Genomic DNA, 12,694 nt, shown 5'->3' with positions numbered 1-12,694 from the left:
GATGCGTTCACTGCTTCTGGTTTCGGCAGCTCTTCTGGTTGCGGCTGCACCCCCGGCGAAACTCAAGGCACCCTCCGAAATCGTGGCCGAGGCCCCGGCAAGCGCGTGGCGCGACATCAACCCCGACAACCTCGTGGTGATGGATCTAAGGAATGGCGCTCGGGTCGTAATCCAGCTCGCGCCGGAGTTCGCTCCGGTCCATGTCGCCAACATCCGTGCCCTCGCGAAAGGCAACTGGTGGAGCGGCGCCGCGATCTACCGCGTGCAGGACAATTATGTCGTCCAGTGGGGCAATAACGAAAGCACCAGGCCGCTGCCCCCAGGCGTGATCGCGAAGCCGCCGGCTGAATATCATCGCTCGCTGAAGGGGCTCTCCGTCCGGCCGCTTGGTTATGCGGACGATTATGCGCCGAGCGCCGGCTTCGCGGGTGGCTGGCCGATCGGCTACGATCCCAAGACGGGCACGGCGAACCTTACCCACTGTTACGGTTATGTCGGCGTAGGTCGCGATCTTTCACCCGACACGGGGACCGGCGGCGAGCTTTACGCGGTGATCGGGCACGCGCCGCGCCACCTCGACCGCAACATTGCCGTCGTCGGCCGGGTCATTGAGGGAATCGACCGGCTGAGCTCGCTGCCGCGCGGAACAGAAGCGCTCGGCTTCTACAAGGACGAGAGCATGCAAGTGCCAATTTCGGCCGTGCGGCTGGCAAGCGAGATTCCGGCCACCGAGCGCCCGGCTTATCAATTCATGGATACGGGAAGCGCAACCTTCGGAGCCTATGTGAAGGCGCGCGCGAACCGGAAGGACGACTTCTTCATCCGTCCGGCCGGCGGCGTCGATCTGTGCAACGCAGCCGTGCCGGTCCGGAAAAAATCCGCCTGATCAGGCCGCCCAGGCGGCGTCGTGGTTGTAGCGGTTCTTGTGCTGGATGATCGCTGGGCCGGTGTGCGAGCGCATGCTGGCTTCGGCCAGCGGAAGTGCGGTCGTGCAAAAAGCGCATTCGGCAGACATCCTGCCGATCAGCCAGTGCGTGCGGCCACAGCCTGGGCAATGGTTGACTTCATGCTCGCGATAAACCGCGTGGTAGCCTCTGCCTGTCAGCTGTCTGACCGTTTCGGTGGTCGGCATCGTCGATCTTCCTTTCGACAGCGCTCAACGACGCGAGCGCCGCACCGGTTTCATCGGCGGCAACCAATTTGAGACAGTCCAAGGGGTATCCAGAGAGCGCTTAACGCCAAAAAGTGCGCAGGAAGCGGTGGGCCGCGCCTAGAAATCCTGACCCGTCCGCAAACCTTCGAGCGATTGCGGCGTGGCGAATTCGGCGCCAATCTTGTCGCCGGCCACCCACTTGACGACGGCGTTGGCACGGTCGCGACCGGGGAGCATCAGCCAGATCCTCGACCCGACCTCGAAAGTCGCGTGGGATTCGGCCATGAAGCCGCTCTCGGAGATGTTGAGGATCCGAGCCTCGATGCCGTTGGCGCCTAGCTCACGCACGCGCGCATCGATTTCGACCGGGAAGCGCGACATGCGCCGCCGCTCCTTCGAGTCCGGCGTCTCGCCAATGCGCGCCCTGATCATCGAAAAACTCATCTCCACGCGCGGCTACTCCAAAGCCGCCGTAAAAGTCACTCCAACCCGGCTGTCGCGCACCCAGCAAATATGCCCGCACACTCGGCCCCGGTCGGAAAGGTGCAGCGCAACCTCCTCGCCGATATGCGGCATCGCCCGAAAAATTACCATAGCACCTGAAGGAGATAGGTTGAGTAGGCGCACTACGTGCTTGCGTCCGCGAAGCTCCAGGACCGCGGTCTGCGAGACCATTTCATCGCGCGGTTCCGAGCGCTCGTCGAACATTCGGCGCACGCTGCGCGGTATCATCGAGCCATTAAGCATTCCTAACCCCACCCATCGGCGAGACCCAAGCTAAGGTGCCGGGACTTAAGGATTGGTTTGTTTCGGATTGATGATTCGAACGGCAGTGTGGCGCGCACGTCACTGGCGAGCGCCGTTCAGCCTGTGTATGGATGCAATTGCACATCATTGGGTGTCGATGGCGAGGCTAGCTGCCTCGGAACACGGGATTTTCAGGGGATGAGCGTGCAGTTCAAAGGCTTGCTGATTTTCACGGCACTGACGGCTCCGGCCGGAATGGCGCTAGCCCAGGCCGGTGCGCCGGCGGTGAAGCCCGCCGCGGCCACCGCTCAGCCGAAACCCGTTGCCGCTCAACCCGCCTCGCCGCAGCAGGGCACGTCACAACAGGCGATGCCGCAGCCGGTCCCGCAGACGGCGACCCCGGAAGCGGCGCCCGCTTTGCCGCCACCGCCGCCTCCGCCGGTCTGGACGATGGCGGACGCCAATCAGCTCCTGCTGTCAATCCTCACGTCTGCGAAGGAAGGCCTCGACCCCCGGGACTATGATTCCGCCGGTCTCATCTCCGCGATGCGGAGTAATGATCTGAACCTGATCTCGGCCGCTTCGACGGAACGGTTCAACAAGCTTTCGTCTGACATGGCTCTCGGTCACGTGCGTGGCGCCGACCGGCAGAACTGGCACATCCCGGATCCCGATCTGGATGCCGCGAAGCAGGATTCTCTGCTTCGTGCAGCACTTGCGCAACATCGCGTTGGCGAGGCGCTCGCAGGACTGCTTCCGTCGCACCCGCAATATGCGGCGCTGAAGAAGGCGCTCGAGATCACTCCGAAGACGGAAACGATGAAGGTCGACCGGATCCGGTTGAACATGGACCGCTGGCGCTGGCTGCCCCGCGACCTCGGCGAACGCTACATCATCGTGAACGTGCCGGCCTACACGGCTGCGCTGGTCGAGGACGGCGTCACCGTTTCTCGGCATCGGGCAGTCGCAGGAGCAATCAAGACTCAGACGCCGCAGCTGATGGCGATCGCCACGGGCGTTATTCTCAACCCTTGGTGGGAAGTGCCGCCGAGCATCAGCAAGGAGGTCGCCGGCAAGCCGGGCTACGTCGCGCTCAAGGGCGCCGACGGGAAGATCCAACGCTGGCGTCAGCCTCCGGGCCGCGCAACGCGCTGGGACAGATCAAGTTCGTGATGTACAATCCCCACAACATCTACCTGCACGACACGACCGCCAAGACGTTGTTCGATGCCAAGGCGCGGGCCTACAGCCATGGCTGCATTCGGACCGAGCACGTCCTGCTCCTGGCTGAAAGGCTGTTGGGCGAGGGCACCTACCCGCCCGCAGCCGATGGCACCGTGCCGGCCGCGTGGACTCCCGAGCGGGTCAAGGAAACCGTCGCCAGCAAGAAGACGGTCCAGGCCAACTTCCCCAAGCCGCTTCCGGTCTACATCGTCTACATGTCGTCCGCCGCGCTCCAAGACGGGTCGATCAAGGACTATGCCGACATCTACAAGAAGGACGGCAAGGTCATTGCGGCGCTGAACAATGTCGCCACGCCGGCGCCGTCAGCCAAGCCCGAGGACAAGGTTGCTTCGCGCTAGAGACGAAGCCGCTGCCTAGCCGCTGATCCAGCGAGCGACCGCGTCCAGAACCTCGGCCTCGGCATCAGCATTGGTGCGGCCGCTTTTGGCAACAACCTTGAAGGAATGGTCGGCCTGATCGACGAGGTGGATCTTGGCATAGCTGCCGAGACTGGCGACTACCGGCCGCAGCAAGTCCAGCTCCGCAAGCGCATCGCGGGTGCCGGAAACGAACAGCATCGGGACGCGCACATTCGCCAGATGGTCCGCGCGCTCAATCCCGGGCTTCCCCGCTGGGTGCAGCGGAAAGCCGAGGAAGATCAGGCCGCGAACGCCGGGCAACGGATCGCCGGCCTGTGCCTGCGATGTCATCCGTCCGCCGAACGAGCGGCCGCCGGCGAACAGGGCTAGTTCCGGCGCAAGCTCCACGGCTTTGGATGCCGCCGCTCGCACTGCCGCATGGGCCACTTTCGGGGAGTCGGGCCGCTTCGAGCCTTTCTCCATATAGGGGAAATTGTAGCGCAACGTCGCGATTCCTCGCTTGGCTAGCCCCTCTGCATTCCCGGACATCGCCTTGTGCGTCATTCCGGCGCCGGCTCCGTGGGCGAATAGGTAAAGCGCTTTTGCGTCGGGCGGCCGCAGGAATAGGCCCGAAACCGATTCGTCACCGACAGGGATGCTGATTGCTTTGGGCTCCATCCCGGCGATTTCTAGCCGACCGGCGCCCTGAAGTCCGCTTTCACCACAACGAAAAAGACCCCGGGACCAGGTCCGAGGCCTCACTCTCCCCGTCCTGATGAAAAATCAGGCGATTTTGTCGGCGTAGATCATGCGGCCGCCGGCGAGGCGTCGCATCACGTCCCACTGGCTGGCGCGGCTGAAGGCGAAGCACCCTTCGGAGCGGCCGAGCTTGCCGTGCTGGGCAATCATTTCCGGCTCCGCGTACCACGCATTGTGGATGACGATCGCGCGGGCTTCGGCATTGCTGTTCGACCAGTCGAGGCCCTGGACCTTCATCGAAAGGCCGTACTTACCCTCGTAATAGTCGCCGGTGGTGTAGGCGCCGTTAGAGGTGGCGTAGGACCCGAAGTCGTTCGAGAAGCGCTCCACGAAGCCGCTATGATCCGGATCGGACCCGCGGCCGTGAGCGACCAGGTGGCTTTCGACGGTGCCGTTCATCAAGTCGACCAGATGGAAGCGGGCCTCGCTGGAAGCCTTCGAAAAGTCGACAATGCCCATAAGGTCGCGCGCACGCGCCTGATAACGGTGCGAATCGAGCGCCGCCTTGGCCTTCTGGAAGAGCACCGGGTTCAGGCCGACTGGCGCAGGCTGCACCGGTGCGAGCGGCGCCAGCGGATCACGCGGAACCGGCGGCGGCGCGTAAACGATGGATGGAAGACCCACGGAGCTTGCGGCGGACGAGAGCATGGCTCCAGCCGCGCCAACCGCGCCCCAACGCAGTACTTCCCTTCGATTCAACCCCATTACCACCCCACTCAGATGAAGCAGCGGTTGTACACATCCGAAGGTTAATCTCCGATAACCGCGTTTAGCCAGTTGCTTAGCCCATCGTGCTGACAACTCGTTTCATCGCAGGACGGGCAATTTCGAGCGCCTTGCATGCGTTTTCAGTCACTGCTAATGGCGGCGCCCCGACGCAGCATACTGCGGCCGGGCGTATGGTATTGGCGCAGCTACGGGCCACAGCGACATTCTGGAGTATAGACAGGCATTTATGCAGATCATCGTTCGCGACAATAACGTCGACCAAGCGCTCCGCGCGCTCAAGAAGAAGCTGCAGCGCGAAGGCGTCTACCGCGAGATGAAGCTGCGCCGTCACTACGAGAAGCCGTCGGAGAAGCGCGCCCGCGAACGTGCTGCCGCCATCCGCCGCGCCCGCAAGCTCGAGCGCAAGCGCGCCGAGCGCGAAGGTTCGCGCTAAGCTTCCAACCCTCCTAGAATACGGGGCGATACAATGTCGGTCAGCGAAACTGCCAAGCGCCCCGAAAGCCGCGGGCGCAGCCTTGGACTGTCGCTTGCGTTCCTCCTGCTGATCGGCGCCGGCGTCGGTCTCGCCTGGCTCGGCGCAAGCCCGCTGCGCGGCGAGACAACCGAGAGCGGCCTTCGAATCCGCACCGTCGAAAAGGGCGAAGGCCCCTTCGTCCAGGCGATGGACGGAGTTCTCGTCGAATATGAGGGCAGGCTCACCGACGGGACGGTATTCGACGACAGCGCTCGACATGGCGGAGCGCAGCCGATGATCGCCGGACAGGTCATCCCCGGTTTCTCGGAAGCCCTGATGAAGATGCAGAAGGGCGGGAAGTACAAGATCCACATCCCAGGCAAGCTCGCTTACGGCGAGTCACCGCCCCCGGGCAGCCCCTTCGGTCCCAACGCCGATCTCGATTTCGACGTGCACATCGTCCAGATCGTGCCGAATGCCGCGCTGATGAACCAAGGCGGCGAAATCCCGGTCAGGCGCAACAGGCCCCGCAGCCCGAGGCGACCCCTACTCCCTAAGCGGGTGGCGGTTTCCCGCCGACGGCCTTCGGCCCCTCGCCTTCTTCCGCGGCATGATCGCGGCTGATGTCCATCAAGGCCACCTTCAACGCCGCAAGGATCGGGTCCGCGAACAGGACCCCGAGTATCCCGAACAAGGCACCCATCAGCAGCTGCATCGCCAGGACGACTGCCGGAGCGAGGTCGACCGTGCGGCGTGCGATGTATGGGATGACCAGATAGCCATCAACGTTCTGTACGAAGAAATAGATGATGATCGCCGCGAAGCCCTGATGCGGGCCGGCGCTGAAGCCGACCGCGACCATCAGCACGCCTGAAGTGATCGCTCCAATATTGGGAATGAAGGCCAGCAGGCCCGTGATCAGGCCGAGCAGGGCGGCCATGGGCACCCCGGCAAGCCAGAGCAATATGCCGGTGAAGAAACCTTCGAAGATCATCCCCAGCAGCCGCCCGAACAACAGCCTGCGCAGCGTGAACCCGACGTGCTCCGCGATCCGGTAGAATTGCTCGCGGTACCGGATCGGCAGCATCCAGGCGATTCCGCGATCGTAGATGCGCGGCTCGATCGCCAGGAAGATCCCGATCACGATCATCAGGATGACGCTTGTGATCGCGCCGAGAGCGCTTCCGACGGCGCTGGTCAGCCTGCCGACCGACCCGAGCAATTGCGAGCCGAGGTTCGTCGGCGGGCCCTTCGGCACCAGTCCCAGCGAGGCCGCGAATTCCATAAGGCGGTCGAATTGAGCGGTAACGACGATCCGCAGCGCCTCGAACTGCGCCGCTATGGTCGTGCCCGCGTACCAGAAGACCCAGCCGATAAAGCCGAAGCCGATGATCAGGGCCAGAAGCAGGCGGAAGCCGCGCCCGATGGGAAGGAAACGGCCGATCAGCCGCGCGCCGCCATCGAGGAAGACGGCGAAAATCATTCCCCCGACTATCAGCAGCAGCGGTTGGGCGAGGACGATGACCCCGATGATGAGCAGCGCGAGCCCGAACCAGACCGCGGCGCGCTTCAGCTCGCGGACGACCATGGGATCGCGGAATTCTGCTGGGCCGGGTCGCTCGACGTGCGGTTCGATAGTCGGCGGCCCTGATCCCATCGCCTAGTCCTTGTGCGCCCTCAGCGAAGTCCCGGCCCGCCCGGAACGCAACGCCTCGAACCAGCTGAACGGATTCAGGAGCTCGGAAGTACCATCGAGCGAGAAGGTGATGAACTCGGCGCGGCCGCCGATGTTCTCCCAGGGGACCGGACCGCCGAGGCCGTTCTCGGGCGGACCGAGATCGAAGCGGCTGTCGGCGCTGCGGTCGCGATTGTCACCCATCAGGAAGAGATGATCTGCCGGTACCTTCACCGGCCCGTAGTCGTCGCCCGCGCTCTGGCCGAGATCGATCGTGTCGTAGCTAACTCCGTTAGGAAGGGTCTCGCGGACGATCGGCAAGCGGCAATATGCGTTGCCGTCGGCTGCGCGGACCTGGAAGCCGGAGAATTCGATCCCGCAGGGAACGTTGATATCAACCGGCACCATCACCGGCGGACGGCGCTCCGACTTCACCGGCTTGCCGTTGATGACCAGGCGGCCGCCACGCACTTCGATCGTATCGCCGGGAAGCCCGATCACGCGCTTGATGTAGTCGTCGCTCTGGCCGGGCGGAGTAACGATGACGATATCACCGCGCTCGGGCGTCTTGCCGAACAGCCGGCCCTGCCAATGCGGGAAGACATGGAAGCTCGGCGAGACCCACGACCAGCCGTACGGATATTTGCTGACCACCAGCCGGTCGCCCTTGAGGAGCGTCGGCATCATGGATTCGGACGGAATGTAGAAGGGCTTGGCGACGAAGGTGTGGAACAGCAGCACTGCGACCAGGACCCAGAGCAGGCCCTTGATCTCCCGCCAGATGGCGGAGCCCTTCGATTCCTTTTCGGGGCAGCCGAAACCGTTGCTGGATCGGCACTCGCCTCGGGAATGGTGTCGTTCAATCAGGGCTCCAGCTTGCGGGCGTGCAGGATCACGAAAGCCTGTGCCCAGGGGTAATCGTCGGTCATCGTCAGATGTATGTCGATGGCGTGGCCGTCCGGCGCAAGGGCGTCAAGCCGCGCCCGCGCGCCGCCGGTCAATTGGAGCGTGGGTGCGCCCGAGGGCGCGTTGACCACTCCAATGTCCTTCATGAAAACTCCACGCTTGAAACCGGTGCCGACCGCCTTGGAGAAGGCCTCCTTGGCGGCGAAGCGCTTGGCGAGCGTCCCGGCGGTGGTGTGTGGGCGGGACGCGGCCTTCGCTTTTTCGACGTCGGTGAAGACACGATCGAGGAAACGCTCGCCGAACCGCTCGAGCGATTTCTCGATCCGCTCGATATTGCAGAGGTCGGAGCCGATGCCGACGATCACCGCGCCGCGTCCATCAGTTCGCGCATCCGGCGGACGCTGGCATCGAGGCCGGTGAAGATCGCCTCGCCGATCAGGAAATGGCCGATATTCAGTTCCGCGATCTGGGGGATGGCTGCCACCGGCATCACATTGTCGAACGTTAGGCCGTGGCCGGCGTGAGGCTCTATACCGTTCTTGACGGCAAGCGCCGCGCAATCGGAAATCCGCTTGAGCTCGACCGCTCGCTCCTCGCCGTCGACATGGGCGTAGCGACCGGTGTGGAATTCGACGACGGGGGCGCCAAGGCGGACGGCAGCCTCGACCTGCGCTTCCGACGGCTCGATGAACAGGCTGACACGAACGTTCGCCCGGCTGAGCCAGTCCACGTACGGGCGCAGTGTTTCGAACTGCCCTGCCGCGTCTAGCCCGCCCTCGGTCGTGCGCTCCTCCCTTTTCTCCGGAACGATGCAGGCGGCGTGCGGCTTATGCCGGAGCGCAATCGCAAGCATCTCCTCGGTCGCCGCCATTTCCAGGTTCAGCGGGAGATCGATCTCGACCATCAGCCGGTCGATATCCTCGTCGGTGATGTGCCTCCGGTCCTCGCGGAGGTGCGCCGTGATCCCCTCGGCACCGGCCTCGGCCGCCAGCTTCGCCGCACGCACGGGGTCGGGATGGTCACCACCTCGCGCGTTCCGGATGGTCGCCACGTGGTCGATATTGACGCCGAGACGGAGCGGGCTGCTCACGCGGCCGCACGGCTCCCGGGCTTGATCGCCGGGATCGCGGCGAGCTCGGGTGGAAGCGCATCGGCTTCATAGGTCGGGACGTCGATGCGGATGAGCGAGGTGTAGGGCACGCCGAGGTTAGCGCTGCCGCCGGAGCGGTCGACGATCGACGCGGCCGCGATCACCTTGCCGCCTGCTTCCTCGATCGCCTTGATCGCCTCACGTGAAGAAAGGCCGGTGGTGACGACGTCCTCGACCATCAAAACCCTCGCGCCGGGATCGATACGGAAGCCGCGACGAAGCTCGAACTGGCCTTCGGGACGTTCCACGAAGACCGCGGGTCGTCCGAGTGCTCGCCCCATCTCATGCCCGATGATCACGCCGCCCATGGCCGGCGATATGACGATGTCGATGGCATTACGGGTCTCTTCAGGAAGCCGTGCGGCAAGAGCGCGCGCGATTCTCTCGGCGCGCGCGGGGTCCATCAGAAGCCGGGCGCATTGCAGGTAGCGAGGGCTTCGCAAGCCCGACGACAAGATGAAATGCCCTTCCAGCAGCGCATCTGCCGCCCTGAATTCGGCGAGGACTTCGTCTTCGGTCATCGGCGCTCCGGCCAAAAGGAAACGAGCGGTTGAATAGGCCGCGCGAGACGCGCCTTCAACACCTGTGGATGAGGCGCTTGAGAGAGCGAAAAGCCGTGCCTATAAGGCCGCCTGATTCAAGGGGGCCCGGTCGTGGTGCTCTTGTCCCAACCCAAGTCACCGGGGTGAGAATGAAACTGATTGCATGGGCGATTGCCCTGGCCGCCGCCGGCCTGTCACCTGCAGCGGCTCAAACGCCGCAAGCTGCCCAGCCGCAGCCTGCGGTCACTGCGCCTGCTTCCGCCCAGCCGCAGTCGCCCGAGGCGGCTGCTGCCTCCACCCCAGACAAGGCCAATCCGCCGGCCGTCACGACGTCGGAGACGGGTGTCGGCCAAGCTCTTCCGGAGGCGCAGATCGGAATGCCGGTCAAGGCGGGAACGGGCCTCCAGGAGCAGGTGACGGACGTCGGCCGCTTCGCCGCCGGCTTCCACAACAACTGGCTCTTGCTGTTGTGCGTGGCGATCAGCCTTTTCGTGCTTGGCCTGCTCGGTTTCACGATGCTCCGCTTCCGCCGCGGCGCGAACCCGACCCCGTCGCGGACGTCGCACAACACCGCGCTCGAGGTCGTCTGGACCTTGGTTCCGGTGCTCATCCTCGTTGCGATCGCCATCCCATCGATGCGCCTGCTGAAGACGCAGTACACGCCGCCGCCGGCTGACTTGACCGTCAAGGTGACCGGCAACCAGTGGTTCTGGACCTATTCCTATCCCGACAACGGCGGCTTCGAGATCGTCTCGAACCAGCTCAAGGAACAAAGGGACGTGAAGCCGGGCGAGCGCTTCCGGACCGACAAGGACGGACCGCCGATGCTCGCAGTCGACGAGCGCATGGTCATTCCGGCCGGCAAGGTCGTGAAGTTCCTGGTTACCTCGAACGACGTGATCCACGCGTTCTGGGTACCGGCCTTCTGGAGCAAGATCGACGCCAATCCGGGCCAGGTGAACCAGATCTGGGTCAAGGTCGATCGTCCGGGCGTCTACTTCGGCCAGTGCACCGAACTCTGCGGAGCCCGCCACGGCTACATGCCGACCGCGGTCGAAGTCGTCTCGCCGGAGCAGTTCGACGCATGGATCGTATCGAAGGGCGGCACTCCGAAGGGCGCGAGGCCGGCAGCGACTCCGGCTGCCGCTCCAGCAGCTGCCGAGCCGGCCGCAGCGACTCCCGCCGCAGCAACTACGGCTGAAGCGCAGCCTGCCACCAACCAGGCCGCGACGGCCCAGAATTAAGAGCGGAAACGAAAGCATCATGGCCACCACCGCAGATACGATGAAGCTCAAGGCTCACGAGGCGCACGACGCGCATCATGATGCCGATCACAAGCCAGGGTTCTTCGTCCGTTGGTTCATGTCGACGAACCACAAGGACATCGGCACGCTCTACCTGATCTTCGCGATCGTCGCCGGCATCATCGGCGGCAGCATCTCGGGCATCATGCGCATGGAGCTGATGCATCCGGGCATCCAATATCTGAATCACGCCTGGCCGATCGGTGCCGGCACGGCCGCCGGGTTCGACGAGCAGCTTCACCACTGGAACGTGCTGATCACTGCGCACGGCTTGATCATGGTCTTTTTCATGGTCATGCCGGCGATGATCGGCGGCTTCGGCAACTGGTTCGTTCCGCTGATGATCGGTGCGCCCGACATGGCGTTCCCGCGCATGAACAACATCAGCTTCTGGCTGCTGATCCCCGCGTTCCTGCTCCTCCTCGGCTCGACCTTCGTGTCCGGCGGAACGGGTCTTGGTGCGGGTACGGGCTGGACGGTCTACGCACCGCTATCGACCAGCGGATCGGCAGGCCCAGCGGTCGACATGGCGATCTTCTCGCTCCACCTTGCTGGCGCGAGCTCGATCCTCGGGCGATCAACTTCATCACGACCATCTTCAACATGCGCGCACCGGCATGACGCTGCACAAAATGCCGCTGTTCGTCTGGTCGATCCTTGTCACCGTCTTCCTGCTTCTGCTGGCCCTGCCGGTCCTTGCAGGCGCGATCACAATGCTGCTGACCGACCGCAATTTCGGCACCAGCTTCTTCGATCCGGCCGGCGGCGGTAATCCGGTGCTATACCAGCACCTGTTCTGGTTCTTTGGACACCCCGAAGTGTACATCATGATCCTGCCCGGCTTCGGCATGATCAGCCAGATCATCGCGACGTTCAGCCGCAAGCCGGTCTTCGGCTACCTCGGCATGGCCTATGCGATGGTCGCCATCGGCGTCGTCGGCTTCGTCGTGTGGGCGCACCACATGTTCACCGTCGGCCTGACGATGGAAACCAAGATGTACTTCACCGCCGCGACGATGATCATCGCGGTTCCGACTGGCGTGAAGATCTTCAGCTGGATCGCCACCATGTGGGGCGGCTCGATCACCTTCGAGACGCCAATGCTGTGGGCGGTCGGTTTCATCTTCCTGTTCACGGTTGGCGGCGTCACCGGCGTCGTCCTCGCGAACGGCGGCGTCGATAACTACATGCACGACACCTATTACGTGGTGGCGCACTTCCACTACGTTCTCAGCCTCGGCGCGGTGTTCTCGATCTTCGCCGGTTTCTACTACTGGTTCCCCAAGATGAGCGGGAAGATGTACAACGAGCTTCTCGGCAAGCTGCACTTCTTCGTCATGTTCATCGGCGTGAACCTGATCTTCTTCCCGCAGCACTTCCTCGGTCTCGACGGCATGCCGCGGCGTATCCCGGACTACACGCCGGCGTTCGAGAAGTGGAACGAAGTTTCGACCTACGGCTACATGATCATGGCCGCGGGCATGGTCATCTTCTTCGTGAACATTGGCTGGTCGCTGTTCGCCGGAAAGAAGGCTCCAGATAATCCGTGGGGCGAAGGCGCGACGACACTGGAGTGGACGCTGTCCAGCCGCCCCCGTTCCACCAATTCTCGACCCTGCCGAAGATCAGCTAGGCAGGTCTCGAGCGTTGAGACAGAGACGCCCCGGTTCACGCCGGGGCGTTTTCTTTCGT

At 63.8% G+C, this 12,694-nt stretch carries 16 protein-coding genes and 1 pseudogene; 7 read left to right on the top strand and 10 right to left on the bottom strand.

Going from position 1 to position 12,694, the window contains the following annotated elements; all coding sequences use genetic code 11:
- The first annotated feature begins 1 nt into the window (after position 1).
- Positions 2-886, top strand: coding sequence for a peptidylprolyl isomerase (locus H9L14_RS14485; RefSeq protein WP_187708657.1), 885 nt, complete (start codon positions 2-4; stop codon positions 884-886).
- Here H9L14_RS14485 and H9L14_RS14480 read toward each other — a convergent pair whose 3' ends face one another.
- The 3 genes from H9L14_RS14480 to H9L14_RS17555 all read right to left on the bottom strand — a co-directional run bounded on the left by H9L14_RS14480 (position 887) and on the right by H9L14_RS17555 (position 1,861).
- Positions 887-1,132 carry a hypothetical protein gene (locus H9L14_RS14480; protein WP_187708656.1) on the bottom strand — a complete coding sequence of 82 codons (246 nt, stop codon included), beginning with the start codon at positions 1,130-1,132 and terminating at the stop codon, positions 887-889.
- Positions 1,133-1,270: 138 nt separating this feature from the next.
- Entirely contained in the window at positions 1,271-1,585 is a 315-nt protein-coding gene (locus tag H9L14_RS14475; RefSeq protein WP_187708655.1) for a PilZ domain-containing protein, read from the bottom strand.
- Positions 1,586-1,609: 24 nt separating this feature from the next.
- Positions 1,610-1,861, bottom strand: a complete 252-nt coding sequence (locus H9L14_RS17555; protein ID WP_187708654.1) for a PilZ domain-containing protein — start codon at positions 1,859-1,861, stop codon at positions 1,610-1,612.
- A 243-nt stretch (positions 1,862-2,104) separates the two neighbouring features.
- Between H9L14_RS17555 and H9L14_RS17195 the strand changes: the two genes are divergently transcribed.
- Both H9L14_RS17195 and H9L14_RS14465 read left to right on the top strand, forming a co-directional pair.
- Positions 2,105-3,073, top strand: a complete 969-nt coding sequence (locus H9L14_RS17195) for a L,D-transpeptidase scaffold domain-containing protein (RefSeq protein WP_222949859.1) — start codon at positions 2,105-2,107, stop codon at positions 3,071-3,073.
- Complete coding sequence (locus H9L14_RS14465; RefSeq protein WP_343070268.1) at positions 3,022-3,483, top strand: L,D-transpeptidase family protein; 462 nt, start codon at positions 3,022-3,024, stop codon at positions 3,481-3,483. The genes H9L14_RS17195 and H9L14_RS14465 overlap by 52 nt, the downstream gene beginning before the upstream one ends.
- A 15-nt stretch (positions 3,484-3,498) precedes the next feature.
- Here the strand turns inward: H9L14_RS14465 and H9L14_RS14460 are convergent, their stop codons facing one another.
- Together H9L14_RS14460 and H9L14_RS14455 are read right to left on the bottom strand one after the other, a co-directional pair.
- Complete coding sequence (locus H9L14_RS14460; RefSeq protein ID WP_187708652.1) at positions 3,499-4,161, bottom strand: alpha/beta hydrolase family protein; 663 nt, start codon at positions 4,159-4,161, stop codon at positions 3,499-3,501.
- A gap of 105 nt (positions 4,162-4,266) precedes the next feature.
- Positions 4,267-4,947, bottom strand: coding sequence for a murein L,D-transpeptidase catalytic domain family protein (locus H9L14_RS14455; protein ID WP_246444236.1), 681 nt, complete (start codon positions 4,945-4,947; stop codon positions 4,267-4,269).
- A gap of 250 nt (positions 4,948-5,197) precedes the next feature.
- On the opposite strand from H9L14_RS14455, the gene rpsU reads away from it, so the two are divergent.
- Entirely contained in the window at positions 5,198-5,404 is a 207-nt protein-coding gene (gene rpsU / locus H9L14_RS14450; RefSeq protein ID WP_187478788.1) for a 30S ribosomal protein S21, read from the top strand.
- Positions 5,405-5,437: 33 nt separating this feature from the next.
- Positions 5,438-6,049 (top strand): FKBP-type peptidyl-prolyl cis-trans isomerase, encoded by a 612-nt coding sequence (locus H9L14_RS14445; RefSeq protein ID WP_187708651.1) that lies wholly within the window; start codon positions 5,438-5,440, stop codon positions 6,047-6,049.
- On the opposite strand, the gene H9L14_RS14440 is transcribed toward H9L14_RS14445, so the two are convergent.
- Genes H9L14_RS14440 through pyrE form a run of 5 tightly spaced genes read right to left on the bottom strand, consistent with a single transcriptional unit; the run spans position 5,979 to position 9,677 of the window.
- Positions 5,979-7,082, bottom strand: coding sequence for an AI-2E family transporter (locus H9L14_RS14440; protein WP_187708650.1), 1,104 nt, complete (start codon positions 7,080-7,082; stop codon positions 5,979-5,981). The genes H9L14_RS14445 and H9L14_RS14440 overlap by 71 nt on opposite strands.
- Before the next feature lie 3 nt (positions 7,083-7,085).
- Positions 7,086-7,967: a signal peptidase I gene (gene lepB / locus H9L14_RS14435; protein WP_187710001.1), complete on the bottom strand. Its 882-nt coding sequence runs from the start codon at positions 7,965-7,967 to the stop codon at positions 7,086-7,088.
- Positions 7,964-8,371 (bottom strand): holo-ACP synthase, encoded by a 408-nt coding sequence (gene acpS / locus H9L14_RS14430; protein ID WP_187708649.1) that lies wholly within the window; start codon positions 8,369-8,371, stop codon positions 7,964-7,966. The genes lepB and acpS overlap by 4 nt, the downstream gene beginning before the upstream one ends.
- Positions 8,368-9,096 (bottom strand): pyridoxine 5'-phosphate synthase, encoded by a 729-nt coding sequence (locus H9L14_RS14425; RefSeq protein ID WP_187708648.1) that lies wholly within the window; start codon positions 9,094-9,096, stop codon positions 8,368-8,370. The genes acpS and H9L14_RS14425 overlap by 4 nt, the downstream gene beginning before the upstream one ends.
- Positions 9,093-9,677 (bottom strand): orotate phosphoribosyltransferase, encoded by a 585-nt coding sequence (pyrE, locus tag H9L14_RS14420; RefSeq protein ID WP_187708647.1) that lies wholly within the window; start codon positions 9,675-9,677, stop codon positions 9,093-9,095. Before pyrE ends, H9L14_RS14425 begins: the two co-directional genes overlap by 4 nt.
- Positions 9,678-9,847: 170 nt before the next feature.
- On the opposite strand from pyrE, the gene coxB reads away from it, so the two are divergent.
- Together coxB and ctaD are read left to right on the top strand one after the other, a co-directional pair.
- Positions 9,848-10,942 carry a cytochrome c oxidase subunit II gene (coxB, locus tag H9L14_RS14415; protein ID WP_187708646.1) on the top strand — a complete coding sequence of 365 codons (1,095 nt, stop codon included), beginning with the start codon at positions 9,848-9,850 and terminating at the stop codon, positions 10,940-10,942.
- Positions 10,943-10,961: 19 nt separating this feature from the next.
- Positions 10,962-12,635, top strand: a pseudogene (gene ctaD / locus H9L14_RS14410) (cytochrome c oxidase subunit I).
- Positions 12,636-12,694: the final 59 nt, after the last annotated feature.

This window comes from Sphingomonas sediminicola (assembly GCF_014489515.1).
Classification (GTDB): domain Bacteria; phylum Pseudomonadota; class Alphaproteobacteria; order Sphingomonadales; family Sphingomonadaceae; genus Sphingomicrobium; species Sphingomicrobium sediminicola.
Note: the sequence above shows the minus strand (reverse complement) of the source record. Positions and strands in the feature narration are given on the sequence as shown.